Source organism: Erwinia sp. L03-1 (assembly GCF_058686115.1).
In genome coordinates this window covers 1,135,570-1,162,137 of the sequence record NZ_CM178762.1, presented here as the reverse complement: position 1 = coordinate 1,162,137, position 26,568 = coordinate 1,135,570, and the positions used below count along the sequence as shown (strand labels likewise).

Genomic DNA, 26,568 nt, shown 5'->3' with positions numbered 1-26,568 from the left:
AGCCCCCTTCCTCCTTAATAGATAATTTAAAGAAAAAACACTTTCCAATCTGAACAACTCAAATTACTGATAATTATATTTAAAGTTATTTAAAAATATTACAGTCTCAGCTTTAATATCATAAGGCTATTCCTAAAGAGCGTTTTTCTCGATAGCGAGCATTAACTGACGATAGACATTTCAGCAGCTAAGTGATGTTATTTCATTCAGCAAAAAGCAATTTTGCGCGTACGAAAATAGTTATTTCTACAAAAAAAATGCCTTAAACATGTCGTTTAACGTCATGTGGGCTTTGTCTTTTCTCTCTGGAGGAAAACACTTTGTTTAAATTAAATCCTGTACTTCTGAGCCTTATCGCTGCGCAAGGTATGTTATTCCCTTTATCAAATGCCTCCGCGGTGGAACTTAAACCCTTCACGCCTGAATTTAACGATAATAAGGTTGGCGCTTATTGCCTGTGCGACGGCAGTACGCAGACGCTAAGCGGTTTACCGCGCTTTACGCCGGGTGTTAGCGGCGAAGTCAGCATCACGCTGGATGAGTTACAGCGCGCCGGCCGCATTCAAAGTGATAATTTAATTGGCAGGGAACGTATCGACGTGGGTGATAAAAATCTCAGCGTTGGCGTTCCCGATCGCGATAATCCCGATGCCGAATGGACCTCCGTATCGGTTTATGACAGTGACGGCATCAGAGATTTGACGCCCATCGGTCTTAATACGTCCGTGCAAGACTTTGTGGATGTAAATGATGCGCAGTATATCGACGCGCGCGTGGCGTCGGTTGGCAACGGCACGCTTAACATAGACATCGGCGAGCACGGTGCTGCGCCCAGCGCCAGTAACAATAGCTGGTCGATGGCGGCAAAACAGAGCCAGCTATTTTCCGCCACCCGACAGGGGCATCTCAACTGGAATTCAGACAACCGTATCGCCTTCACCGCTGCCACAACGCCCTACGACGGACATTCGCTGGCGCTGGAGGATGAGAAAGTGGTCACCTGGGCCGGCATGTTTACCGTCACCGCGCTGGATGGCGGCACCAGCACCTTTAACGTTAACAGCCTGGACGATTTGAAAAATTACAATAACTGGCTAATCGATCAGCTTTCGAACGGCAACCTGCGGGCGAATAGCTATGATACCGAATTCAATAAAGCCTTCTCGTACGGTTACTCTGCCGTCACCTACGCCATGGGAATTAAAAACTATAAGGATGAGATCACGCAGCCGCTGGGCGATCAGGTCGTCATGCGCGCCGATGGTCCCAACGCCAGTGTGAAAATCAATGCCGGTAAAACCCTGGAGGTGCAGGACAGCCACACCGCTGCCGTACGCGCCAGCAATGGTGCAACCGCCATTATTGACGGCAAACTCGCCACCACCGGGCCGATACTCGCGGAAAGCAGTGGCCTGGAGCTGAACACCGGCGCCACCGGGATCAATAACGGTGTGATCAACGGCGGTTTCTTCAACAACGCCGACGGCACGGGGGTGGATACCAGTACGCTGGGCTATACCGATAAGGCCGTGGCCGTGAATGAAGGCAGCCAGTTTACTAATAACGGCGTGATTAACCTCGCCCTCGGTAACAGCTGGGGCAGTAAGGCCATCGGGCTCGACAACGGGAGCGCGATCAATAATGGCAATATTAACGTCGGTATAGCGGATGTGTATAACAGCGGCAATACCCGGGGGACCGGGGTGAATTACGGCTTCGGCGGCTCCTTTATCAACGCTGCGGGCGGTACCATTTATATTGGCCGCACCCCGCAGAATGCGATAACGGATGCCACCAGCGATGTCGCCGTTAATCTGGCCGGAACCGTTGCCGCAATTGACCCTTTTAACGACGGGGAAGCGGTCAACGAGGGTCGTATTGTTATCGGATCCAAAGTGCAGAACGCCGTCGGCATACGCATTGATGGGGGAACGGATACCCTGGCGCTTAACGCTGGCGTAATCGATGTAAACGGGCGTGCGCAGTCCAAACCCGCAGAAAATATCGCCATGCAGGCCATTGACGCCGGCAGCGGCGGACGGATTGGTAATATCGGCACCATCAACCTGAACGGCGATAACAGCACCGGCATTAAGGTCACTGCCCGACCTGGAAGGACGGCCAGCGTCTACTCCTCCGGTACGATAAATGTTAACGGCGATGCCGATGCCTGGAACGGGACGCGCAACACCGCCGTCTGGGTGACGGGCTTACCGGGAGAGTTTGGTAATATACCGGCCGGCAGAGCCAATGCAGATCTCACCGGGCCCATTAATCTGAACGGCGATGCGGCCATCGGTATCCGCGCAGAGGGCTCTGCCACCGTTAACGTCTCACCTGTGGCGGTGCCGAAATTGTCCGGCGGAGACTATCAGATTGCCTTCCTCGCCATCGGTCCGGATGCCAAAATTAACCTGCCCGCTAACCTTAATTACGCCAGCAGCGGCAGGTATTCTACTCTGTTCCGTAATCAGGACGGCGCCGATTTCGATGGCACCGGCCTGACGCTTACCGCCAGCGGCGGCGGCTCAACCGCCATTGTCGGCAGCGGTGCAGGGACGGATATCGCCACCCATAACGCAATCCTCAATATCAGCCCATACGGCACTGGCGTGCTGGTTGAGGGGGGTGCACAGGGCACGATTGATGCCGCAACCCGGTTCAACCTGACGGGCATTGATGCCGTGGCGGCTACGGCCGACGGCGATAAACACGATCTGTCAATGAAGGCCACCAATCCGCCCGCCCAGCCTTACGCCACCACCTCGCTGACTATCCATGCTGCGATAAGCAGTATTTATAGCGGGACGACTGGCCTGCTGGCGCTGAATCAGGCGCAGCTGGTTAACACGGGCAATATCAATTTAGCGGGTGAATCCAGCAACGGGATTATTGCGCGCTATGGCGCTAACGTAACGAACAGCGGCGACATCAGCGTGACCCGCAGTGGTATCGGGCTTTATGCCGACGGTTACCCCTACGTTGGCGACGGCACCACGCCAACGATCATCACCAATACCGGAACGCTAAACGTCATCGGCGGGACAAGCCAGGTGATGTCACCCACCTACGGCGCCATCGCCTACAACTCGCTGGGCCGTATTGACCAGAACGGCACCATCAATCTGTATGGCAACAATGTTGTTGGCGCAAACGCTTTTAACGGCGCCAGGATAAATCTTGGGTCAGAAAGTAATGTGGTGTTTCACGACGCCAACCAGACCGCCTATCAGGTGCAGGACGCAGACAGCAGTATTTATAGCAGCAACGGCGGCAGCATCAACGTCAGCACCGACGGGTCGACGCTCTACCGCGCGACCAATGGGGCTTACCTCTATCCGCTGGTCTCCGCTAACGTTGCGCTGAATGGCGCAAACAGCACCGGTGTGGATGTGTCTGGTGCTAATACTTATGCCTATCGCACCGATAATTATGCCGTTAACGGTGAGGGCGCCACGGCCATACGCGCCAGCTGGGGCGCCCAGGCAATCATCTCTAACCCCATCACGCTGAATGGCAATAATACTCTGGGCGCGAGCAGCAGCGGCGATGAGGCCGATATCTATGCCGCCTCCCTGATTAATGGCGGTGGCACAAATATTACCGCCCTGGACGTGAGCGGTGCCTCCAGAATATTCAATCAGTATCAGGGAAGGGTCGATCTGAGCGGTCCCAGCAGCACCGGCGTGCGCGCGCATGATGGCGGTACATTTATCAACCGTGGCTACGTCCATGTGGCCTCGGGGACCGGCGTAGATATTAGCGCCGGGGATGGCTATTTTGTGCCAACGGATAGCGAGCTGCGGGTGGATGACGGCATCGCCGCGCTGCGCGTTGGCAGCGGCGCCGCCCTGAAGATTTACGGCGACGGCCAGGGTGCCAGCTTTATCGGGGCCGGCGGCGCGGCGGATGCGCTATTGCTGGACAGCGGCGCGCAGTGGCTTGAGGCTAACGATATCATCCTGACTGCCTCGGGAAGCGGCAGCGCCCTTCACAACCGCGCGGGAACGGAGAATATCTCCCTGCAAAACGTCAGGCTCGACGTTCAGGGCGGTACCGGCATTCGCTCCTCACGGTCATTCGATGCGGATGGCAGCGCGTCAGTGATGGTTAACGGCAGCGGTACCGGCTATCTGTTTGCCAGTGAAGATGGCTCCACCACCAGTAACGATCTGCTGATCGGCCCCGGCTACGCCATTGATGTCACCGGCACCGGTACCGGCGTGCGCGCCAATACCAGCGGGCGGGTTGTATCCCAGGGCTCGATTAACATTGCGGACAGCAACGGCGGCTCAGCGATTGTCACCAGCACCGCCAGTGAGGTGCTTAATCAGGGATCTATCACTTCCCAGAGCGTGGCGTCACCGATCATTGACCTGCGCGGTGGCCAGACGGTGTTTATCAACGAAGGCACCATTACCGCACCGAACCCCGACACCGTGGTGGTGGCAGGCGGGGCAACCAATGATGTGATTGCCCTGCTGGACGGTAAGGTGGTAGGGGATGTCGATACCGGCAACGGCACCGACTCCCTGATCATGACCGGCGGCACGCTGAACGGCAGCCTGACCATGGGCACCGGCACCGATAACCAGGCCGTTCTGCAGAAGGTCAGCCTGGCGAACACCGCGCATATCACCACGGCAGGTGGGACGGGCAGCACCCTGACCCTAAGTGATATTGAGGCGCGCGGCGGCTCCTTCGCGGCGGACAATCTCAGCAAGGGTACCAACATCGGCGCGGGATGGAGCACGCTGAACTTCTTCCGCTCCCTGTGGCACTTAACGGACAATATCAAACTGGCGCACAGTACCATCAATATCGACAGCGGTTCGACGCTGTTCGCCGGGGATAACGTCAACCCCGTCCTCCAGGGGGCGACCGGGGATTCACTGATCGTCAATAACGCCGGTACGCTGGATCTGACCAACGGCGGTACGGCGGTGGGCGATACCCTGACCATCGACGGTGACCTGGCCTCGGCGGGTGGCCGCCTGCGGCTCAACTCAAATGCCACGCAGAGTGACACGCTGCGCGTCAACGGTAACGTCAGCGGGACGACGTTTATTGACGAGACCCTGAGGGGCGGCGCGCTGGCCGACACCAACCGCAATGGGGTCGTCGACCCTGCTGAGGGCGTGTCGCTGGCGCAGGTTTCCGGTAACGCCAGCGCGGGAAGTTTTGCACTGCAGCGCGGCTACGTGGCGTCGGGGCCCTGGCAGTACAGCCTCTACAGCTTCGCGCCGGGCAGCAGCGATGCCAGCCAGCGCCAGGTGAATGGCGACGGTAACGCCTTCTGGGATTACCGCCTCGCCAATACCTATGTCTGTGAAGATGGCTCGCTGTGCCAGCCTCAGCCCGGTAACGGCAAAGTGGCGGCGCGTCCGGCAGTCACCCCACAGGTGCCTTCTTACATTTCGGCACCCGTTGGCCTGGCCTATTACCAGCTGGCGGTGACCGACGATCTGCATAAGCGCCTCGGCGAGCTGCGTCAGCAGCAGCGTAACCCGGATGCCCTCGGCGGCGAGATGTTTATCCGCTATCTCGGCTCAAACCTCACCTACCAGAGCAATCGCGGGCTAAGCCAGTATGGCTACGACGTCGACCTCGACTACAGCGCCGTACAGCTGGGCGGCAACCTGCTGAAAATGGACGGCGCGCATGACAGCCTGCGCGGCGGCGTGGCCTATACGCGCGGCAATACGCGTATCCGGCCTCATGCGGCAGATGGCTACAGCTCAACCACCTTCGACAGCGACAGCGTGGCGCTGTACGGCACCTGGCAGCGTGATAACGGCCTCTATCTGGACGGTTCGCTGGCGTGGAACTGGCATCGCGGGGAGACGGATATCGCCCGTGAGAAAAAGGTCGCCTCACCGAAGGGTAACGGCTGGACGGCCTCGCTGGAGTCAGGCTATCCGTTTGAATTCGCTAACGGCGTGCGGCTTGAACCGCAGGCGCAGCTGACTTATCTGCGTCTTAAAATGGACAGTCTCACCGACAGCGATCGTACCCGCGTCTCCTGGGATACTTACGATCAAACCATCGGTCGCGTGGGGGCCAGGCTGGATCGTACCTGGGAAGATGACAGTCAGCGGCAGTACACGCCTTACCTGCGCACCGACTACTATCGTGGCTGGGGCGGCACGGCGAAGGTGAAGGTTGGTTCGACGGAGAGTGATGCCAGCCAGAACTTTAACAGCGGCAAGTTTGGTCAGATGTGGGACGCAGGCATCGGTGGCACCACCACCTTTAAAAACGATGTATCGCTCTATGCCGAAGCCGATTACCGTAAGGAGATCGACGGCAGCGGCGCGAAAGGCTGGCGTTACAATGCGGGCCTTCGCTGGTCATTCTGAGTCGTTAGTATCACGGGCTCTCAGAGATCCAGCGCCTCCTTAACGAAGGGAATCGTTAGCTTGCGCTGGGCACTGATTGAGGCACGATCGAGCTTATCGAGAGTGACAAACAGGGTGCGCATCTCTCTGTCGAGCCTTTTCAATAAAAACCGCCCGACGTCCTCGGGCAGTTCAAACCCACGAAGTCTGGCGCGCAGCTGGAGCGCCTGAAGTTTGTCTTCGTCACAGAGTGGCTGAAGCCGATAGATCTGCCCCCAGTCCAGCCTGGAGGCGAGATCGGCCAGCTTTAAATTCAGCTGACGCGGCGGACGATCGCCAGTGATCAGCAGGCGGGTTCGCCCGGTTTCAAGAATGCGATTGTAGAGATCAAATATCGCCATCTCCCAGAGCTCGTCCCCGGCAATGCATTCAATATTATCAATGCAAATCAGCGACAGCTGCTCCATCCCGTCCAGTACTTCCGGAACAAACCAGGTACGCTTATCCAGCGGCACGTAGCCGACGGCCTCACCGCGATCGGAAAGCTCGGCACAGGCGGCGTGCAGCAGATGACTGCGCCCTCCCCCTTCGCGCGACCAGAAATAGAAATAGCTGCCATGCTGCTGATGCAGTGCGCTTTGCAGCGCAGCGATCAGCGACGGATTTTCACCCGGCCAGAAGCTGGCGAACGTTTCGTCATCGGGCAGATAGAGTGGCAGAGAGAGCTGTGCCGGAGTGTTCAGAAGCACCTCAGTATTGATCGGGCAAAATCCGGCGGAAGTTTATCACACCTTCGCAGGGATAATAAACGCAGGCCGCCGTTGCGCCAGGATCAGCGATCGTCGCTATCCTCGGGATCGAGAATGATCTCCTGTGGACGTACCAGGTCGATCGCTTTAAAGATGAGGCTCAGCAGAATACCCACCAGCGTGGCCAGCGCCATTCCCTTTAGCTCCGCCGCCCCAATATGCACGGTGGCCCCGCTAACGCCGATGATCAGAATAACGGACGTCAGGATCAGGTTCTGTGCTTTGTTATAGTCCACCTTCGACTCAATCAGTACGCGGATCCCGGAGGTGGCAATCACGCCGTACAGCAGCAGCGAGACGCCGCCCATCACCGGTACCGGCACCGCCTGAATCGCCGCCGCCAGCTTACCCACGCAGGAGAGCAATATCGCCAGAATCGCCGCACCGCCAATCACCCAGGTACTGTAGACGCGGGTTATCGCCATGACGCCGATATTTTCTCCATAGGTGGTATTGGGTGTGGAGCCGAAGAAGCCGGAAAACACCGTGGATATGCCGTTAGCAAACAGGGAACGATGCAGGCCCGGATCTTTCAGCAGGTCTTTTTTAACGATATTTGCGGTCACCACCAGATGGCCAATATGCTCGGCGATAACCACCAGCGCGGCGGGCAAAATCGTCAGCATGGCAAACCATTCAAAACGCGGGGTATAAAAGGTAGGTAGCGCAAACCAGGGTGCCGCCTCAACCGGTGCCCAGTTAACGACACCCATTGCCCCGGCAAGCCCGTAGCCCACCAGCACCCCGATAAGGATCGGGATAATCGCCAGGAAGCCGCGGAACAGCACCGAGCCCAACACCGTCACCGCCAGCGTAACCAGCGAAATAATAATGCTTTTATCGTCAACCGCTGCGCCGCTGGCCGGTAACAGCCCCGCCATATTAGCCGCGACGCCCGCCAGCTCCAGCCCAATTACCGCCACAATGGCGCCCATCGCCGCCGGGGGGAACATCACGTCCAGCCAGCCCGTTCCGGCCTTTTTCACCACCAGCGCCACCAGGCAGAACAGCACGCCGCAGAGAATAAACCCGCCCAGCGCGACCTCATACCCTAACGGCAGCAGCAGCAGCACCGGCGAGATAAAAGCGAAGCTGGAACCGAGGTAGGCCGGGATTTTGCCTTTACAGATAAACAGATACAGCAGCGTACCGATGCCGTTAAACAGCAGCACGGTGGCCGGATTAATATGAAACAGGATCGGCACCAGTACCGTTGCACCGAACATGGCAAAAAGATGCTGAAAGCTGAGAGGAATAGTTTGCAGCAGCGGTGGCCGCTCGCTAACGCCAATTGCGCGACGCGTCATATCTTTACCCTTTCTTTAATTATACCCAATAAAAAGCCGACTCTGCGGTCGGCTTAGCGTTTAATAGCGGCGTACTTATTTAGTACCGAAGATCTTATCGCCGGCGTCCCCGAGCCCGGGAATGATATATCCCTTATCGTTCAGCCCCTGATCCACCGACGCGGTATAGAGTTCAACATCCGGATGCGCCTTCTCCAGCGCCGCGATACCTTCCGGGGCAGCCACCAGTACCAGCACCTTAATGCTGGTGCAGCCTGCGTTTTTCAGCAGGTCGATGGTGGCGATCATCGATCCGCCGGTGGCCAGCATCGGGTCAACGACCAGCGCCATACGCTCTTCAATATTAGAGACCAGCTTCTGGAAGTAAGGCACCGGTTCCAGCGTCGTCTCATCGCGATAAACGCCGACCACGCTGATGCGCGCGCTCGGTACGTGCTCCAGTACGCCTTCCATCATGCCCAGACCGGCACGCAGAATGGGCACCACGGTGATTTTTTTGCCTTTAATCTGGTCAATTTCTACCGGGCCATTCCAGCCTTCGATGGTGACCTTTTCGGTTTCTAAATCGGCGGTGGCTTCATAGGTCAGCAGGCTTCCCACTTCCGACGCGAGCTCACGAAAACGCTTGGTGCTAACGTCATGTTCACGCATCAGACCCAGTTTATGTTTGACCAGCGGGTGTGTGACTTCCACGATTTTCATTGTTCTACTCCCGGAGTGTTAAGCTGCAAAAAAAAATCGCGAGATTATAGCGCTATTTTCTCACCATGCTCTATGACTTAATGCAACTTCTGCCGTATCCGCGCACTTCCGTCATCATAATCTGACACCTGACCCAGCACAACGCGTGGTAAGAAGGCGCTCGCAAACGTTTGCCTGCGCTGTTAGAATTGCCGCGCTCTATTTTCAATACCACCAACCGCAAACCGCGTGGGGACTTCGCAGTGACCGACAAAACCTCTCTCAGCTATAAAGACGCCGGCGTAGATATCGACGCGGGCAATGCTTTAGTCGATCGTATCAAAGGCGTTGTGAAAAAGACGCGTCGCCCGGAAGTCATGGGTGGGCTGGGCGGCTTTGGTGCCCTCTGTGCGCTGCCGCAAAAATACCGCGAACCGATTCTGGTTTCCGGCACTGACGGCGTGGGCACCAAGCTGCGCCTGGCGATGGACCTGAAGCGTCACGATACCATCGGTATCGACCTGGTGGCGATGTGCGTCAACGACCTGGTGGTACAGGGCGCCGAGCCACTGTTCTTCCTGGACTACTACGCCACCGGTAAGCTGGATGTGGATACCGCGGCCAGCGTGATAACCGGCATTGCCGAGGGCTGTTCACAATCCGGCTGTGCGCTGGTTGGCGGCGAAACGGCCGAAATGCCGGGGATGTATCACGGTGAAGATTATGACGTCGCCGGGTTCTGCGTCGGCGTGGTGGAAAAGTCAGAAATTATTGACGGCAGCAAGGTCAGCGATGGCGACGTGCTGATTGCACTCGGCTCCAGCGGCCCGCACTCCAACGGCTATTCGCTGGTGCGTAAAATCCTTGAAGTCAGCAATACCGATGCACAACAGACCCAGCTTGAGGGTAAATCGCTGGCCGATCACCTGCTGGCCCCTACCCGCATCTATGTCAAAAATATCCTCAGCCTGATCGAGCAGGTTGACGTTCATGCTATCGCCCACCTGACCGGCGGCGGCTTCTGGGAAAATATTCCCCGCGTGCTGCCGGACAACACCCAGGCGGTGCTCGCCGAGTCAAGCTGGGAATGGCCTGCGGTGTTCGGCTGGATGCAGAAAGCAGGCAACGTCAGCCGCTTTGAGATGTATCGCACCTTTAACTGCGGCGTCGGCATGCTGATCGCGCTGAGTGCTGAAGAGGCGGATAAAGCGGTACAGCTGATGACCGACGCGGGCGAGAAGGCGTGGAAAATTGGCGTGATTAAGGCGTCCGATTCCGACGAGCGTGTGGTCATCAACGCATGATGCGGCTGGTGGTGCTGGTTTCCGGTGAGGGAAGCAATCTGCAGGCCATTATTGATGCCTGCCAGCAGGGGCGAATCAGCGGCAGCGTGGCCGCCGTCTTCAGCAATAAGTCAGAGGCTTATGGCCTGTCGCGCGCCCGCGCGGCAGGTATTCCGGCCCATGCGCTTGCTGCGTCTCAGTTTGGCGATCGCGAGGCGTTTGATGCACAGCTTATGCAGGAAGTGGATGCGTATGCGCCCGACCTGGTAATTCTGGCCGGTTATATGCGCATCCTCACGTCGGCCTTTGTCGATCGCTATGCCGGTCGTATGCTAAATATCCACCCCTCCCTGTTGCCGAAATATCCCGGTTTGCATACTCATCGCCAGGCGCTCGAAAACGGCGATAGCGAACACGGCACCTCGGTGCATTTTGTGACCCGTGAGCTGGATGGCGGCCCGGTTATTCTTCAGGCGAAAGTGCCGGTATTCCCCGACGACAGCGAAGAGGATGTGTGCGCCCGCGTACAGCATCAGGAGCACGCCATCTATCCGCTAGTGGTGAGCTGGTTTGCTGCCGGACGACTGGCGATGAAGGATGAGGCCGCCTGGCTGGACGGCAAACCGCTGCCGCCAGAGGGATATGCCTGGGATAGCGTCTGAGCAAGTAGGGGTATTGTGCGAGCTGAAGACGAGCGAAAGCGGCTGAGGGGGTTCAGCGACTAAGGAGAATTAACACGGGAAATCGATGGGGATGGAACCTGAGGAAAGCCCGCTCAGCCGGAACACCACAGACGATATCCGTCCCAATCATATGGGGCCATGTCCTGGCGTCAAGGGCGTTGAGCGTATCCAGAACGCCATGTGATTTTTTCGTAAATCAGCTCCACCACTTCCAGGTGGTTCCGCTTTTCCCCGTACTGAGATTTGACGTCATACACAATCGGCCCCACGCTGACGACCGTCACGCCTGCCATCACGGCCCGCAACGTCGACAGAGCCGCGAATATCCGCGCCGCCGTCGTCTTTGAGCCATAAAGAAGCTGGAATAGCCATAGTTTTAAACGCCATTTTAAAGAGAGAGCCAGCGCGAAACAGGCTGGCTAACCTGCTGCTTTCGCAGTGGAATTAAACTACCCTTAGTCAACTTATCGTCAATTTTTGTACAGCCTGAAAATTTGGTAACAGGGGGATTGTTGATTTAAATAAAAAAGGCCGGAATAATCTGGCCCCTTTACGGTGAATATTGTTACTAGAATAAATTCTGCTGCTGTCATCCTGACTGGCCAGCTGACTGGCTGATAAGCCCCCCGCCCAGGCGGTCGCGAATGCCGAACTGAGGACAGAGAACGGCCATAGCCTGCCGGATGGAAAGTCCCATGTTTTGGCGTTCTGCGACCGCAGCAATAAAACGCACGTTGCGCAGCTGGCGCAGCGCTACGTAACAGCGGGGAAGCTGGTGACCTTTACCAACCCGCCCGGACGCGCGCTGGCAGCTAACGGTTTACGGTATGGACGGGAATAAAGCATGGAAATAATTCGTCTGGCCGGGCTGCTTTCGCTAATGACGTTGACGGCCTGTCAGGGGCCGGTCAGCCCAGTACCTTACTCAAAACCGGTATGCCCACCGAGTGGAAATTTAATTTTTCACGCCCAGGGCGCTGCCTGCACTGGTGACGTTTGCTGTTGTTCAGGATTCTGACGAAACGATTTACCGGTTTAATACGCTGAACAGTACACCCGATCTGCCTAAAGTTATCGGCAAGTGGAATGACAAGGATCGCGCTCCCGGAGGCTACTGGAATCACGTTGAGCGTCCTCCTAAACATATTCTTTTTTGCTGGGATTCCATTATTGATAAAAAGGTGAATAAAACGCATCTCACTTTATCAGCTGCCGCTGTGGAAAAGATGCGCAGTCCCAGCGGGAAAAGTGATCCGTACAATAATACCTATGACACTGTGTTAATTGGTCTGGCACCGGAAGGAAAGGTGGCGGTCTGGCTACAGGGCATAGGATTTGAGCCTAATTACCGTATAACGCCGTCAGTCCTGAATACAGTGTCCGGGGATAAATTAGATATTTGCAAAGGAATAACCAAGAGCGATTTTTCTTATGGATATGACAAAGATATAAAGGATTTCATCAAAGGGAAAAAATACCCTTACGGTGAGTGGTAATGGCAGCACACGAAAGGATCCTTTTTTAAAAAAAATCGCATTACTAAAATTCCTGAACGTGAATTTTCGTTCCACTGAGCGTCAGACCCCACTACCGCGCCCGTTCAGGTAACTAATCACTTGAGTCCAACCCTGAAAGACACGAAAAATCGCCAGTGGCGGTAGCCATTGGTAAGCGGAATGTACGAGAGAGATATTTGAGAGGTCTTAAAGTTTGGGCCTGACTGCGGCTAAACTGAAAGAACAGTTTTGGTTTCTGCGGTCTCGTACACCCAGTTACCTCGGAGTTAAGAGTTGATAGCTCTGAACTCCGGCAAAAAAGCCACCGTTGATAGCGGTGGTTTTTGTGTTTACAGGGCAGGAGATTACGCGCAGAAAAAAGGATCTCAAGCAGAGCCTTCCACGAGAGCCTGTAATTTAAATTGTGTATCTACCTGTTTTTGATATCTTCACTCCAACAACGGAGACAGGCAATTTATGGACGAAAAGAAACTCAGGGCCATTGCGGCTGAACTGGCTAAAGGCCTTATAACCGAAGCCGATCTCAATATGAACAAAGCCGTATTCCTGGCGCTGGGCATTAATACCGGGGGCCAGAAAGAGCTGCTAGGTATGTGGCTGGCAGAAAATGAAGGCGCGAAGTTCTGGCTCAGCGTGCTGACGGAGCTTAAAAACCGGGGCCTTCAGGATATCCTGATTGCCTGCGTGGACGGCCTGAAGGGCTTCCCGGATGCGATAAACAGCGTTTATCCTCAGACGCATATCCAGCTGTGCATCATCCATATGGTGCGCAACAGCCTGAAATACGTGTCGTGGAAAGACTACAAGGCAGTCACCGGCGGGCTGAAAACGGTGTATCAGGCTGCGACCGAAGAGGCGGCGCTGATGGCGCTGGATAAGTTTGCAGACGTCTGGGACGAGAAGTACCCGCAAATCAGCAAAAGCTGGCGCACGCACTGGGAAAATCTTAATACGTTCTTCGGCTATCCCCCCGATATCCGCAAAGCCATCTACACCACCAATGCGATCGAGTCGCTAAACAGCGTGATCCGTCAGGCGATAAAGAAACGCAAAGTGTTCCCGACAGACGACTCGGTACGAAAGGTTATTTATCTGGCTATCAGGGATGCGTCAAAAAAATGGAATATGCCGATCCGAAACTGGCGGCTGGCAATGAGTCGTTTTATTATCGAGTTCGGTGACCGCCTGAGCGGTCACCTTTAATATGGTGGCAGTTACACAGAATTATTTACAGGGTCTTCCACTTCACTGCCATCATCTCAAAATAAGGAGCCTTTGATAGTCAGGCTTTATCTTGCGAACATGTTCAATACTGCCATCAGGATAGGTTATCACCATCCCAACCCCCCGCTCCCTATCAGCCTCAAGTAACACTCCCTTGTCAGCATGAAATATTGGCTCTATCACTATCTTTTTAGTATCAAAAAGCCTGTAACGCCTGCTCCATTGTCCATAATCCGTATCCCCCCCAAACATTTCAATAATCGTCTCATTAAACATATGACTGATATATGTCATCGGGAAAAAATCCGTCTTTAAAACAAGATCTCCACTGCCCTCTTTCGCCCTTCCTGTTCCGTATCCGTCACTAAGCCCGTAATTATCAAAATCAAAGATATAGCTGGTTTCAATAACCTTTTTACCCTTCACGAGAGGATTGTTATCCGCGATCTTAAAGCTGACGCGGAGAGAATTAAGCTGCCACTGGCACGGGCCTCCCCCGTCAATGGCGATGCGCTGCTGCCAGATGTTACCGTTACCCTGTTGGCTGAACGCCTGCTTAAAACCGTTAAATCCGCGTATTTCATAGGCTTCATTACTCGAATTATAGTCTTTGCTCTTACACTGTTCCGAACGGTAAAGCATCTGTATCGGCAACAGCGTAATACCCTCAGGCACCCTGACGGCCACCGTCACCCGCCGCGCATTATCCGGCGGTAACAGCGTTTGATCCGTACGCCCGTCACACCCTGATAGCAACACAACAGCAGGCAAAAACACAGCGATATTAGATAGAATATTCAACTTCTTCCTCCGTTACCGCCGTAAAGCGGAGCAGAGCATTCTTCCCCGTTTCCTCTGCCTGCGTCCGTTGCAGCGTAACCGGCAGCATGTTCTGGAGGGCAATGAACTGCCGGTTACGCTCAACCTCATCCGGATTGCTGTAGGGCGCGCTTTTCTCAACTTCCTCCCGGAATTTTTCCCGCATCGTTTTCCTGCTCATCTTCCGAGCCGGATCGGCCAGCTCCAGCACCTGATTATGGATATAGGGCAGGTAGCGGTGCGCCATCGAATGACTGCGGGGATCTGTACCGAGACCGTCCAGCGTGGGGTTGGTGTTTTTCGGAAAGGTCTTTTTCAGACTGGTCGGGTTCAGGCACTGGATAAACGCCGCCTGATGCTCGCCGGTTGCTTTCAAACACTCATCGTTCAGGGAGGGCACCAGAAAGAGCTTAACGGCCACAAAATGCCGGGCATATACCTCACCATCAACCAGACTCTTCTGGTTCGGGCTGGTGAGCTTCATCGAACACTGCTGCGCCCGGAAGAAGACTACGGTGTTGCCGTGATGCCAGTACGGATCTTTTTTCAGCCGTATCCCCGTTTTTAACTCCATGTCTTTCTGCCAGAGAGAGACCGGCAGCCCGGCAACCGAAGTCGCCAGCCAGTTAAAGCCCAGCTTGTCGCCCAGCGGTCCCAGCGCCTGATAGAACAGATTGTCCATATCTGTTTCCAGCGGAACCTGTGGCACAGTGTCGTTATCATTAACGTGGCGATAGTGGGTGATACTGTCCAGAAACGGCATCGCCGCGCGGGTAAACGAGCGCGGCATCCCGTAGGTGTACAGCACAGGCCGATAATTTTTCATCTCGGCGGCATACAGCAGCGCCAGAGATCCGCCCAGACTGTGACCGCAGATAAACAATTTTTTCGCTCCACCACCTTCATCAAGAGACTTATTTATCGCCTGAAATATAGGCTCAAACTTCCGTTTAGCCAGCTCATAGGCTTCCAGAAAACCGCCGTGAACATTACCCGCTCCGGCAAGCTTCGGCAGGCACTTCTTCGGCCCGAATGAGGCATCCGTCAGGGCGTTCAGAAGGCTGTCTGTTCCGCACCACGCAACCAGCACATGAGTACCGCACTCGGCCGTAAAAAAGCGGCTATCACCTTCCGAAGGCTCAATGTCTTTTGTATTCAGATATACAGGTGCCAGATAACGATCGCGAAATGGCACGTCTACCGCCAGCGTGTGAAAGTAAGACGGAAACTCGGCAAACTGCGGGATGCAGGACAGGTCCAGACATTTCTGCCGGAAGAAGTAATCGACTGTTTTATTCTCTTTTTCGGCTGAATAAGCAAGGTCGGCCATGATGCCGAGGTTCAGCCCGTTGGCGAGGTCATACTCTTTCGTATCATGCAGATCCAGCTCCCACGCCCGGAACGGGCAGATCTCGATAACATGCCGCTTATCCAGTGATCCCCGCGCTATCTCTGTGCCTTTCAGTGACCGTCCCGGTGGAAAATGAAACTTCGGCGGCTCCGGCTCAGTCCAGCCCGGCATCTCCGGCAGCCGGTCGCAAAGCTCCCCGATGGTCACATAGTGATGGATGTACCCGGCAGCCTCGGCTTTTTCCTGCACGTCTGAGCGCCATTTGGGGTCGCGGGTTTCCGGCCGGAACATGTTGTTGCTCACCGGCTGGCTGTTAGGGTTGCGCCGCAGGCCCAGCGGGCGTTTTTCCATCTCGTCGGCCAGTGGCTGGGCGTCGGTCTTCACGTCAACCGCTATCCAGTACAGGTCGTCGAAGCGCACCACGCCCTGACCGTCGGTAACGCCCGCCGGAGGATTGGGCGGCGGAGCCGGATCGTAGTCGTAGCCGAATTTTCGCCACATATCCACACCCTTCGCTGACGCCAGCGGATGGTACTCCAGCCTCACGTTCAGCCCGGAAACCGGGGTATTGTTCTCATCCATGAACTGGAGTTCAAGCCAGTATTTATGCTGTTCACCGCGACACTGAACGACTTTATATTTAGGCCTGAGACTGGTGACACAGGTATTGTCGCCAATAATTTCCATGCTAATTCCTTGCACATTAGAAGGGTACGCCCCGCATCATACGCCGAATAGAAATTAACCTAAATCCCTTATATCAGGGGTCTGACGCTCAGTGGAACGAAAACTCACGTTAAGCAACGTTTTCTGCCTCTGACGCCTCTTTTAATGGCCTCAGATGTCCTTTGCTCACCAGTTCTGCCAGCGTGAAGGAATAATGGCCGAGCATATTGATATGTCCGTGGCAAAGCGGGGAGAGGCGTGCGATATCTTCATCATTCAGTGTTTCGCCCTGCACCCGGAGATGATCCAGGGCTGCCTGCATATAAATAGTGTTCCATAACACGACGGCGTTAGTGACCTGCCCCAGTACTCCCAACTGATCTTCCTGACCGTCGGTATATCGTTTTCTTATCTCACCTTTTTGACCGTGACAGATGGCTCTGGCAACGGCATGGCGGCTTTGCTGGCGGGCAGATCATTAACTCTGGCACTGAACAGCGTGAAACCGGCCTGGCCGGAGCTGGCCCTGCCGGGCGTACACTCTGATATTGGCGGCGGCTACAACCCCGACGAGCACGAAATCCATTTTCTGACCCACCCGCAGTTTGAAACCGTGCCGCTCGCTACACCTGACAGCAATACGCGGATTTACCAACAGGCCGATGGAAAGTCTATCCGTATGGTGTCTGGTAGATCTGTCCTGGTTAACCGTAGCGCCCGGTAATATAATCCTCGGTGCGCCTCTGCCGCGGTGTGGTAAACAACCTGTCCGTCTCATCAAACTCCACGACGCTGCCCTGATGCATAAACGCCGTATAGTCCGAGACGCGCGCGGCCTGTTGCATATTATGGGTGACCAGAATCAGCGTGAAATGCTGCCTGAGCGTGCACATCAGCTCCTCAATCACCAGCGTGGAGATCGGGTCCAGCGCCGATGTCGGTTCATCAAGCAGCAAAACCTCAGGCTCAATGGCAATGGCTCTGGCGATCACCAGCCGCTGCTGCTGGCCGCTCGACAGCGTTAGCGCATTCTGCCAGAGATTCTCTTTCACCTCGCCCCACAGCGCGGCGGCGCGCAGCGCGCTTTCTACCGCCTCATCCAGCACGCGCCGGTCGCGTACGCCCTTAAGCCGCAGGCCGTAGGCCACATTTTCATAAATCGTCTTTGGGAAAGGGTTAGGCCGCTGAAAGACCATGCCTACCCGTCGGCGCAGCGCCGACAGATCCGCCTGTTCGTGGAGAATCGACTGCTGATTCAGCAGAATATCGCCCTCTGTCCGGCAGCCCTCGATCAGATCGTTCATGCGGTTAAAACAGCGCAACAGCGTCGACTTCCCACAGCCGGAAGGACCGATCAGCGCCGTAATGCGATGTTTAGGCACCTGCATACTGATGCCGTTAAGCGCCTGTTTAGCGCCGTACCACAGCGACAGGTTATCCAGCGTCAGCGACGTTTCCGGCATATTTTGCATCACTTTCCTTAACCCTCGTTAGTTCATCAACGCGCGATAGCGCTCGCGGAGGCGGTGGCGCAGTATCATGGCCAGCAGGTTCAGGGCCAGAATAATTAACACCAGCAGCAGCGCGGTGGCAAAGACCAGCGGGCGGTCTGCCTGCGCGTCTGGACTCTGAAAAGCGAGATCGTAGATCTGGAAGCCAAGGTGCATAAATTTACGGTCCAGATGTAGAAAAGGAAAGACCGAGTCCAGCGGCAGCTCAGGCACCATTTTCGCCACGCCAACCAGCATCAGCGGTGCGGTTTCCCCCGCCGCCCGCGCCACCGACAGAATTAATCCGGTAAGCATGGCAGGTACTGCCATGGGCAGGGTGATATGCCACAGCGTTTCGGCCTGCGTGGCGCCTAAGGCTAACGACCCCTGCCGCAGGGAGGCGGGAATACGCGACAGCCCCTCCTCGGTGGCGACAATCACCACCGGCAGCGTCAGCAACGCCAGGGTCAGCGAAGCCCACAGCAGGCCCGGCGTACCAAAGGTTGGATTAGGCAGAGAGGTCGAAAAGAACAGTCTGTCGATGCTGCCGCCCATCATCCAGACAAAGAAGCCCAGACCAAACACACCGTAAACAATAGAGGGGACGCCGGCCAGATTGATCACTGCAATGCGTACCAGGCGGGTTAACAGCCTATTGCCCGCGTACTCATGCAGCCAGATGGCCGCGACCACGCCCAGCGGCATCACCACCACTGACATCAGCAGCACCATCAGGATGGTGCCAAAAATCGCCGGGAATACGCCGCCGTTACCCGGCCCTTCGCCCGGCGGGCTGCTGACAAAGTGCCAAATCTGCCAGCCAAAATGCTGCCATTTTGCCCCGATGCTCATTGCATTAGGATACCAGGCCGCGAGGATCTGACTCAGCGGGATGCGATGCTGCTGCCCGGAGACATCCCGCAGGATCAGCTCCGTGCTGTCGTTTTCGCGGTTAAGATCGTTCAGCAGCTGGGTACGCTGGGAGAACTGCCGCTTAAGCTCCGCGCTATCGGCCAGCAGAATGGAGTCCGTCTGTGCGCTGTAGCCCTCTGCTTTTTGCAGCCGCTGGCGCTGCACGGCAAGCTGTTCCAGCTCGTTGTTTAACCGGGCCATGCTGACGCGGCGAATTTTATCAACCTGAGCCTGACGCTCGCGGCTCTGGTTGATGCGCTGCTGGAGCGTATGTTGCATATTAACGGCGGTCAGCGGCTGCCCCTTTTCCAGCAGCCCGTCAAACCAGCCAAAGGCTACCCCACCCTGTCGTCGTTGCAGCACCAGCAGGTTAGCGGGCCGCTCCTGACGCAGGATATCGCTGCTTAACAGGCTGCGAAAACCGGTTCCGCCCACCTCACGGCTGCCGGTGTTAATCAGCAGGCGCGTCAGTTCGCCGGGCAGACTCGCCGGGAGGCGCGCGCCACTCTCCTGAAGCTGCTGGCGGGTGACCTTCTGCGACTGCGCTATCTCGCCCAGCAGCGCAAATTGGGACGTGTTCTGCAACGGCGCTGTCTCGCCGGAGAGCGGTGGGCGGGTATCGCCCTGCAACGGCGCTGTCGCGCTGGGCTGCTGCGGGCGCAAATGCCCGGATGCGCTCTCACCCGGTAGCTGAACGCTAAACAGCGTTACCGGCTGCGGCCAGAAATAGCTCAATCCCTGCCAGCCGAGCAGCGCTATCAGCGCCAGAAAGGCCAGCAGACAGAGCGCAACCGCTCCCCCGGTCAGCCAGCGCCAGCGGTGATTAACCCGTGCTGCTCTCATTCCTGCCCCTCCCGCCAGGCAATGCGTCCGAGATAGCTTATCTTTAACGCCCTCATTCCTGCCCCTCCTGCCTGACGAAGCGTCGACGCAGCCGCTGACGAATAAGCTCAGCCAGTGTGTTCACAATCAGCGTGAACACCAGCAGCACCAGCGCACTTAAGAACAGAATGCGGTAGTGGGCGCTGCTGCTGGCGGCCTCGGGCATTTCAATCGCGATATTCGCCGCCAGGCTTCTGACGCCCTGTAGCAGCCCGCCCCCGGTGACCGGCGTATTGCCCGTTGCCATCAGCACAATCATCGTCTCTCCCAATGCGCGGCCAAAACCTATCATCAGCGCAGCGAAAATTCCGGCGGAGGCAGAGGGTAACACCACGCGTGACAGGGTCTGCCACGGCGTTGCGCCAAGCGCCAGCGATCCCTGCGCCAGCGAGGCGGGAACGCTGAAAATGGCGTCTTCCGCGAGGGTAAAGATTAGCGGCACCAGCGCAAATCCCATCGCCACGCCCGCGATCAGCAGATTACGCTGCTGATAGCCTCCGCTCAGCCGGTCGGCCAGCCCCTGCCTGAACAGGGCGTGCTCCAGCAGTGGAATACACCACAGGCAAAATACCGTCGTCAGCAACAGTAAAGGCAGCAGCAGCCAGATTTCCCGGCCTTCATCGCACAGCCGCCTGCGCCAGCGCGGCGGCAGACGGGCGGAGGCCCAGCTACAGAGCAGCAGCACACCGGCCAGCATTAGCGGCAGCAGCAGGACACCGGCAAGCCTGTCGGCCAGCTGCGGCGCCAGCCACAGTCCGGCGATAAGCCCTGTCACCACGCTGGGCAGCGCGCCCATCATCTCAATAGCCGGTTTAACCCAGCGCCTCAGGCCGGGGCTCATAAACCAGGCGGTGTACATGGCAGCAGCCAGCGCCAGCGGCGTGGCAAACAGCATCGCCAGCCCGGCCGCCTTAAGCGTGCCTGACACCATCGGCACCAGGCTGTATTTCCCCTGATAATCATCATCAGCCGAAGTGGACTGCCAGACATAGTCCGGCGAGGGATAGTTTTCATACCATACCTTCTGCCACAGGCTGCGCCAGCTGATATCCGGCCAGGGGTTTGACAGGCGCAAATGCTGCCAGCGGCCCTGCCGCTCAATCAGTACGCCATCCCCCTGGGGTGCGAATGCGGCGCGGATGACGCCCGGTCCCAGCGGACAGGTAAAAATCGCCCCCGGCTGTTTACTGGCGTACAGGGAAAGGGTCCCCGCCGGGCTGACGGTAGCGAATACGCGGCGGTGCGCCTCACTGAACAGCAGCGGCTGGGCGCGGGCGTCGCTGAAATAGCGGATCTGACGCAGGTGAAGCCCGGTTTCACTGGCCAAATCGAACCACTGCGAGAGGCCCTTCTGGTCGGCAAGCAGCAGTGACTGGCCGCCGCTCAGCAGCAGCATCTGCTGCGGCTTCTGCGCCAGCGTAATGCTGTCGCGCAGGGTCAGACCCTGATCACCGATCTGCCAGACGCGCAGCAGCGCCCCCGAGAGGGTAAACAGGCGCTGACCGTCCGGCGCCAGCAGCATTTGGTTGATATCACTGACCGCCATGCTAAAGCTCAGAGGCGGCTGGGAGGGTTGAAACTGTTGCAGCGTCAGACGCTGCGGGCTGGCCTGCGCCACCAGCCAGCGATCCGCCTGCGGATGCGCCAGCGCCAGTACCTGAGCGTCAGGATCGGCGGCGATTGGCGCCTCACCCAGCGGGAATTGCCAGCGCGGCTCCGCCTGATTAAAATCAGGCTCCACCAGCAGCAGACCGGCGGCGCTTTTTAGCAGCACGCTGCTATTATCCGGGGTCGCCGTTGCGTTCACCCTGCCACTGCCCTGTAATGCTGCAGCCGCGTTCACGCTGCCAGTGCTCATTGCTGCCACCGCGTTCACATTCCCCGTCCCCATCAATGCCGGGGAGGAAGCCGTCTGACCCGCAAGGGGGATAAACTGGCCCTCCCCTGCGTCATCAATGCGCCAGCCCCACTGTTGCTGAGGACTCAGCCCCATTGCCACCACGGACCGGGCCTGTCCCAGCGGGATAGCCTGGCTGTCCCCGACGGTGGGGGAGCTGAACAGCGGCACTACCACGCCTGCCAGCCAGACAAATAGCAGCAGCATAACCAGCAAAATGGCCAGCCCACACGCCATCACCACGCGGCGCGTCAGCCGGTCTATAAGCTGGCGTCGCCGGTCGTTAAACTGAGCGGGAATGGGGGTTGGGATCATGCTAAGTGTCGCTTTCCTGTGCGCTGAGGGCCTTATGTTGCCCGTATGCGGTTAATAAGACAATGAACAATGTCCGTTGGACATTGCTGCCCTACTCTCGCCATAATAAAGACGGACAATGACCGGCCAAAGGCAAGTTGGGTCGTGAATCTGCAAATGGAGTACAAATGGGTCAGGAAAAGCTTTATACCGTTAAAGAGTTGAGCTGGCTCTCCTTTAACGAGCGCGTCTTACAGGAAGCAGCCGATAAAACCAACCCGCTGATTGAGCGCATGCGTTTTCTGGGTATTTATTCCAATAACCTTGAAGAGTTTTACAAGGTGCGCTTTGCCGATCTTAAGCGCAGGATCCTGATCGGTGAAGAACAGGGATCCCCCAGCACACCGCGCCATCTGCTAAAAAAAATCCAGGCGCGCGTGCTGAAGGCAGACCAGGAGTTTGACGGTCTGTATAACGACCTGCTGCTGGAAATGGCCCGTAACCAGATTTTCCTGATCAACGAACGCCAGCTCTCGCCCAATCAGCAGAGCTGGTTACGCCACTATTTTAAACATCATCTGCGCCAGCACATCACGCCTATCCTGGTCAATCACGATACGGACCTGATTGAATTTCTTAAGGATGATTACACCTACCTGGCGGTGGAGATCATCCGGGGCGAGGAGATAAATTACGCGCTGCTGGAGATCCCCTCCGATAAGGTGCCGCGTTTTGTTAACCTGCCGCCCGAAACGCCACGCCGCCGCAAACCGATGATCCTGTTGGACAATATTCTGCGCTACTGCCTGGGCGATATCTTTCGTGGCTTCTTTGATTATGACGCGCTGAACGCCTACTCGATGAAGATGACCCGCGACGCCGAGTACGATCTGGTCACGGAGATGGAGTCGAGCCTGCTGGAACTGATGTCCTCAAGCCTTAAGCAGCGTCTGACCGCCGAGCCGGTGCGCTTTGTTTATCAGCGCGATATGCCGGATGCCATGGTGGAGATGCTGCGTAAGAAGCTCAATATCTCCAACTATGACTCCATTGTGCCGGGTGGGCGTTACCATAATTTCAAAGACTTTATTACCTTCCCAAACGTCGGCAAGGCAAATCTGGTCAACAAGCCGCTACCGCAGCTGCGCCATATCTGGTTTGACCGCTTTCGTAACGGTTTTGACGCCATTCGCAACCGCGATGTGCTGCTGTACTATCCCTATCATACCTTTGAGCACGTGCTGGAACTGCTGCGCCAGGCTTCGTTTGACCCGGCGGTGCTGGCAATAAAAATTAATATTTACCGCGTGGCAAAAAACTCGCGCATCATTGATGCGATGATCCACGCCGCCTACAACGGCAAGAAAGTGACCGTGGTAGTTGAGCTACAGGCGCGTTTTGATGAAGAAGCCAATATCCACTGGGCTAAACGGCTGACCGAGGCGGGCGTTCACGTTATTTTCTCCGCGCCCGGCCTGAAAATCCACGCGAAACTTTTTCTGATTTCCCGACGCGAAAATGGCGAGATCGCCCGCTACGCGCATATCGGCACCGGCAACTTCAATGAAAAAACCGCGCGGCTCTATACCGACTACTCGCTGCTGACCGCCGATGCCCGCATCACTAACGAAGTCCGCCGGGTATTTAACTTTATTGAAAACCCCTATCGGCCCGTCTCGTTTGAACACCTGATGGTCTCACCGCAAAACTCGCGCCAGATGCTTTATCAGCTGATCGACCGTGAAATTGCCAATGCGCAGAACGGCATTCCCGCCGCCATCACCCTTAAGGTGAATAACCTTGTCGATAAGGGCCTGGTTGACCGCCTCTATACCGCTTCCAGCGTGGGCGTTAGCGTCAGCCTGCTGGTGCGTGGCATGTGTTCGCTTATTCCCAATCTTGAAGGAATTAGCGAAAATATCCGGGTGATCAGTATTGTTGACCGCTATCTCGAGCACGATCGCGTCTATATCTTCGAAAACGGCGGCGACAAAAAGGTCTTCCTCTCCTCCGCTGACTGGATGACCCGCAACATTGATTACCGTATCGAGGTGGCAGTGTCAGTCCTGGATCCTATTCTGAAACAGCGGGTGCAGGATATTATTGCCATCCTCTTCAGTGATACGCTTAAGGCGCGCTTCGTAGACAAAGAGCTAAGCAACAGGTATGTTCCGCGCGGCAATCGCCGCAAGGTACGCGCGCAGCTGGCCATTTACGATTACATTAAATCTCTGGAACAACCTGACTAACTTTATGCCTATATCCCAGAAAAATACGCCTAAACCGCAGGAATTCGCCGCAATTGATTTAGGCTCGAACAGTTTTCATATGGTGATTGCCCGCGTGGTCGATGGCGCGATGCAGGTGCTGGGCAGGTTAAAACAGCGCGTCCATCTGGCTGACGGGCTGGACCATAACAATGTGCTGAGCGAAGCCGCCATTGAGCGCGGGCTAAAAAGCCTGGCGCTGTTCGCCGAGCGTCTTCAGGGATTTAGCCCGACCAACGTCACCATTGTCGGCACGCATACGCTGCGCCAGGCGGTTAACGCCGAGGATTTCCTGCGCCGCGCCGCCGATGTTATTCCCTATCCGATTGAAGTGATCTCCGGCAATGAAGAGGCGCGTCTGATTTTTATGGGCGTCGAGCATACTCAGCCGGAAAAAGGTCGCAAGCTGGTGATTGATATTGGCGGCGGTTCTACCGAGCTGGTGATTGGCGAAGACTTTGAGCCAAGCCTGGTCGAGAGCCGACGCATGGGCTGCGTCAGTTTTGCTAATCTCTACTTTCCCGGCCGCGTGATCAGTAAAGAGAACTTCCGCCGGGCAAGGCTGGCCGCGGCGCAAAAGCTGGAGACGCTGGCCTGGCAGTATCGCCTGCACGGCTGGCAGTATGCGCTGGGTGCGTCCGGCACCATTAAAGCCGCCTGCGAAGTGCTGCTGGCAATGGGGGAAAAAGAGAAGCTGATTACCCCCGAACGTCTGGAGATGCTCTACGCCGGGGTGATGAAGTATAAATCTTTCGACGCGCTCAGCCTGCCGGGGCTGTCAGATGAGCGCAAGGTGGTGTTTGTTCCCGGTCTGGCCATTCTGTTCGGCGTTTTTGACGCCCTGGCGATCCGTGAGCTACGCCTGTCCGATGGTGCCCTGCGCGAAGGCGTACTGTATGAGATGGAGGGCCGCTTTCGCCATCAGGATATCCGCAGCCGCACCGCTCAAAGCCTGGCAAATCATTACGCCATTGACAGCGATCAGGCGCGACGGGTGCTGGAGACCACGGAAGGACTTTACCATCAGTGGCGCGATTGCAACCCGAAGCAGGCGAACCCACAGCTGGCCGCCCTGCTGAAGTGGGCGTCCATGCTGCATGAGGTCGGCCTGACCATCAACCACAGCGGATTACAGCGCCACTCTGCCTATATTTTGCAGAATACTAACCTGCCGGGTTTCAATCAGGATCAGCAGACCCTGCTGGCCACGCTGGTGCGCTTTCACCGTAAAGCGGTAAAAGTAGACGAGATGCCGCGCCTGACGCTGTATAAGAAAAAGCAGTTTCTGCCGCTGGTTTTCCTGCTGCGGCTGGGTGTGGTACTGAATAACCAGCGTCAGGCCACCTCCACGCCCGCGACGCTCCGGCTAACCACCGACGAAGGCCACTGGACGCTAACCTTCCCTCACGGCTATTTCAGCCAGAATACGCTGATCCAGCTCGATCTTGAGCGCGAGCAAAACTACTGGAAGGATGTGACCGGCTGGCAGCTTACCATTGAGGAAGAGCCTGGGGCATGAACATCTCTCATCCGGCGGACGATCGCTACTACACCGATAAATATCGGCTCACCGCCACGCACTCCGAAGTGGTTGACGCGATGACGCTGCTTAAGCCCGGCCGGGCGCTGGATTTGGGCTGTGGCAGCGGTCGCAATGCGCTCTATCTGAATGCTAAAGGGTTTGACGTCACGGCCTGGGATAACAACCCGGCCAGCCTCGCCCGGCTTAACCAGATAATCGCCAGCGAAGGATTAAGCAATATTCACACCGCCGAAAAGGACCTGAACGCCCTGCGCTTCAACGGCGCTTATGACTTTGTTTTTTCTACGGTGGTGATGATGTTTCTAAAGCCCGATGTCATTCCCCAGCTGATTGCGGATATGCAGGCCAGCACGGTCAGAGGCGGCTATAACCTGATTGTCGCGGCGATGGATACCGAAGATTACCCCTGTAACCAGGGGTTCTCATTCGCCTTTCGCTCAGGCGATCTGAGTGAATATTATCGCAAATGGCATATTGTGAAATATAACGAGCATGTGGGCCAGCTTCACCGCACCGACAGCGAAGGCAGGCGCATTTCTCTGCGCTTTGCCACGCTGCTGGCGCAAAAGGAGCTGGTAAAGGCGTAACGCCCGATACCGACAGCG

General features: G+C 56.4%; 15 protein-coding genes and 5 pseudogenes. 10 read left to right on the top strand and 10 right to left on the bottom strand.

Annotated features, from left to right (window positions below; genetic code table 11):
* The first annotated feature begins 398 nt into the window (after positions 1 to 398).
* The gene (locus AC4PCC_RS05365) at positions 399 to 6,359 is read left to right on the top strand and encodes an autotransporter outer membrane beta-barrel domain-containing protein (protein ID WP_492126651.1); all 5,961 of its coding nucleotides are present in this window, start codon (positions 399 to 401) and stop codon (positions 6,357 to 6,359) included.
* 20 nt (positions 6,360 to 6,379) lie between these two features.
* On the opposite strand, the gene hda is transcribed toward AC4PCC_RS05365, so the two are convergent.
* The 3 genes from hda to upp all read right to left on the bottom strand — a co-directional run bounded on the left by hda (position 6,380) and on the right by upp (position 9,156).
* On the bottom strand, positions 6,380 to 7,087 hold the full coding sequence (gene hda, locus AC4PCC_RS05360; protein ID WP_067708076.1) for a DnaA inactivator Hda: 708 nt from the start codon (positions 7,085 to 7,087) through the stop codon (positions 6,380 to 6,382).
* Between the two features lie 83 nt (positions 7,088 to 7,170).
* Positions 7,171 to 8,454 (bottom strand): uracil permease, encoded by a 1,284-nt coding sequence (gene uraA, locus AC4PCC_RS05355; RefSeq protein ID WP_067708073.1) that lies wholly within the window; start codon positions 8,452 to 8,454, stop codon positions 7,171 to 7,173.
* A gap of 75 nt (positions 8,455 to 8,529) precedes the next feature.
* The gene (upp, locus tag AC4PCC_RS05350; protein WP_067708070.1) at positions 8,530 to 9,156 is read right to left on the bottom strand and encodes a uracil phosphoribosyltransferase; all 627 of its coding nucleotides are present in this window, start codon (positions 9,154 to 9,156) and stop codon (positions 8,530 to 8,532) included.
* A 242-nt stretch (positions 9,157 to 9,398) separates the two neighbouring features.
* On the opposite strand from upp, the gene purM reads away from it, so the two are divergent.
* Positions 9,399 to 10,439 (top strand): phosphoribosylformylglycinamidine cyclo-ligase, encoded by a 1,041-nt coding sequence (gene purM / locus AC4PCC_RS05345; RefSeq protein ID WP_345828539.1) that lies wholly within the window; start codon positions 9,399 to 9,401, stop codon positions 10,437 to 10,439.
* A complete protein-coding gene (gene purN, locus AC4PCC_RS05340) occupies positions 10,436 to 11,080 on the top strand; it encodes a phosphoribosylglycinamide formyltransferase (protein WP_492126650.1) in 645 nt (214 codons plus the stop codon). Before purM ends, purN begins: the two co-directional genes overlap by 4 nt.
* Before the next feature lie 170 nt (positions 11,081 to 11,250).
* Here purN and AC4PCC_RS05335 read toward each other — a convergent pair.
* A pseudogene (locus AC4PCC_RS05335) lies at positions 11,251 to 11,473 on the bottom strand (hypothetical protein).
* Positions 11,474 to 11,801: 328 nt separating this feature from the next.
* On the opposite strand from AC4PCC_RS05335, the gene AC4PCC_RS05330 reads away from it, so the two are divergent.
* From AC4PCC_RS05330 to AC4PCC_RS05320, 3 genes and pseudogenes are all read left to right on the top strand, one after another.
* Entirely contained in the window at positions 11,802 to 11,942 is a 141-nt protein-coding gene (locus tag AC4PCC_RS05330; protein WP_492126649.1) for a hypothetical protein, read from the top strand.
* Positions 11,943 to 11,945: 3 nt separating this feature from the next.
* Positions 11,946 to 12,597, top strand: a pseudogene (locus tag AC4PCC_RS05325) (DUF2931 family protein).
* A 549-nt stretch (positions 12,598 to 13,146) separates the two neighbouring features.
* A pseudogene (locus AC4PCC_RS05320) lies at positions 13,147 to 13,821 on the top strand (IS256 family transposase); the annotation flags it as partial.
* 51 nt (positions 13,822 to 13,872) lie between these two features.
* Here the strand turns inward: AC4PCC_RS05320 and AC4PCC_RS05315 are convergent.
* The 3 genes and pseudogenes from AC4PCC_RS05315 to AC4PCC_RS05305 form a co-directional block, all read right to left on the bottom strand.
* Positions 13,873 to 14,643 (bottom strand): hypothetical protein, encoded by a 771-nt coding sequence (locus AC4PCC_RS05315; protein WP_492126648.1) that lies wholly within the window; start codon positions 14,641 to 14,643, stop codon positions 13,873 to 13,875.
* Complete coding sequence (locus AC4PCC_RS05310) at positions 14,627 to 16,699, bottom strand: lipase family protein (protein WP_492126647.1); 2,073 nt, start codon at positions 16,697 to 16,699, stop codon at positions 14,627 to 14,629. The genes AC4PCC_RS05315 and AC4PCC_RS05310 overlap by 17 nt, the downstream gene beginning before the upstream one ends.
* A gap of 142 nt (positions 16,700 to 16,841) precedes the next feature.
* Positions 16,842 to 17,147 (bottom strand): annotated as a pseudogene (locus AC4PCC_RS05305) (Tn3 family transposase); the annotation flags it as partial.
* Between the two features lie 18 nt (positions 17,148 to 17,165).
* On the opposite strand from AC4PCC_RS05305, the pseudogene AC4PCC_RS05300 reads away from it, so the two are divergent.
* Positions 17,166 to 17,363, top strand: a pseudogene (locus AC4PCC_RS05300) (type VI secretion system tube protein Hcp); the annotation flags it as partial.
* A gap of 19 nt (positions 17,364 to 17,382) precedes the next feature.
* On the opposite strand, the gene pstB reads toward AC4PCC_RS05300, so the two are convergent.
* The 3 genes from pstB to AC4PCC_RS05285 are packed head-to-tail and all read right to left on the bottom strand — an operon-like array spanning position 17,383 to position 22,174.
* Positions 17,383 to 18,150 (bottom strand): phosphate ABC transporter ATP-binding protein PstB, encoded by a 768-nt coding sequence (gene pstB / locus AC4PCC_RS05295; RefSeq protein WP_067708057.1) that lies wholly within the window; start codon positions 18,148 to 18,150, stop codon positions 17,383 to 17,385.
* An 18-nt stretch (positions 18,151 to 18,168) separates the two neighbouring features.
* Entirely contained in the window at positions 18,169 to 19,923 is a 1,755-nt protein-coding gene (pstA, locus tag AC4PCC_RS05290) for a phosphate ABC transporter permease PstA (protein ID WP_492126646.1), read from the bottom strand.
* Between the two features lie 52 nt (positions 19,924 to 19,975).
* A complete protein-coding gene (locus AC4PCC_RS05285) occupies positions 19,976 to 22,174 on the bottom strand; it encodes an ABC transporter permease subunit (protein WP_492126645.1) in 2,199 nt (732 codons plus the stop codon).
* 167 nt (positions 22,175 to 22,341) lie between these two features.
* Here AC4PCC_RS05285 and ppk1 point away from each other — a divergent pair, with 167 nt between their 5' ends.
* The 3 genes from ppk1 to tehB are packed head-to-tail and all read left to right on the top strand — an operon-like array spanning position 22,342 to position 26,550.
* Positions 22,342 to 24,402: a polyphosphate kinase 1 gene (gene ppk1 / locus AC4PCC_RS05280; protein WP_492126644.1), complete on the top strand. Its 2,061-nt coding sequence runs from the start codon at positions 22,342 to 22,344 to the stop codon at positions 24,400 to 24,402.
* Positions 24,403 to 24,406: 4 nt separating this feature from the next.
* Positions 24,407 to 25,939 carry an exopolyphosphatase gene (gene ppx / locus AC4PCC_RS05275; protein WP_492126643.1) on the top strand — a complete coding sequence of 511 codons (1,533 nt, stop codon included), beginning with the start codon at positions 24,407 to 24,409 and terminating at the stop codon, positions 25,937 to 25,939.
* Positions 25,936 to 26,550, top strand: coding sequence for a tellurite resistance methyltransferase TehB (gene tehB, locus AC4PCC_RS05270; RefSeq protein WP_492126642.1), 615 nt, complete (start codon positions 25,936 to 25,938; stop codon positions 26,548 to 26,550). The genes ppx and tehB overlap by 4 nt, the downstream gene beginning before the upstream one ends.
* Positions 26,551 to 26,568 lie beyond the last annotated feature (18 nt).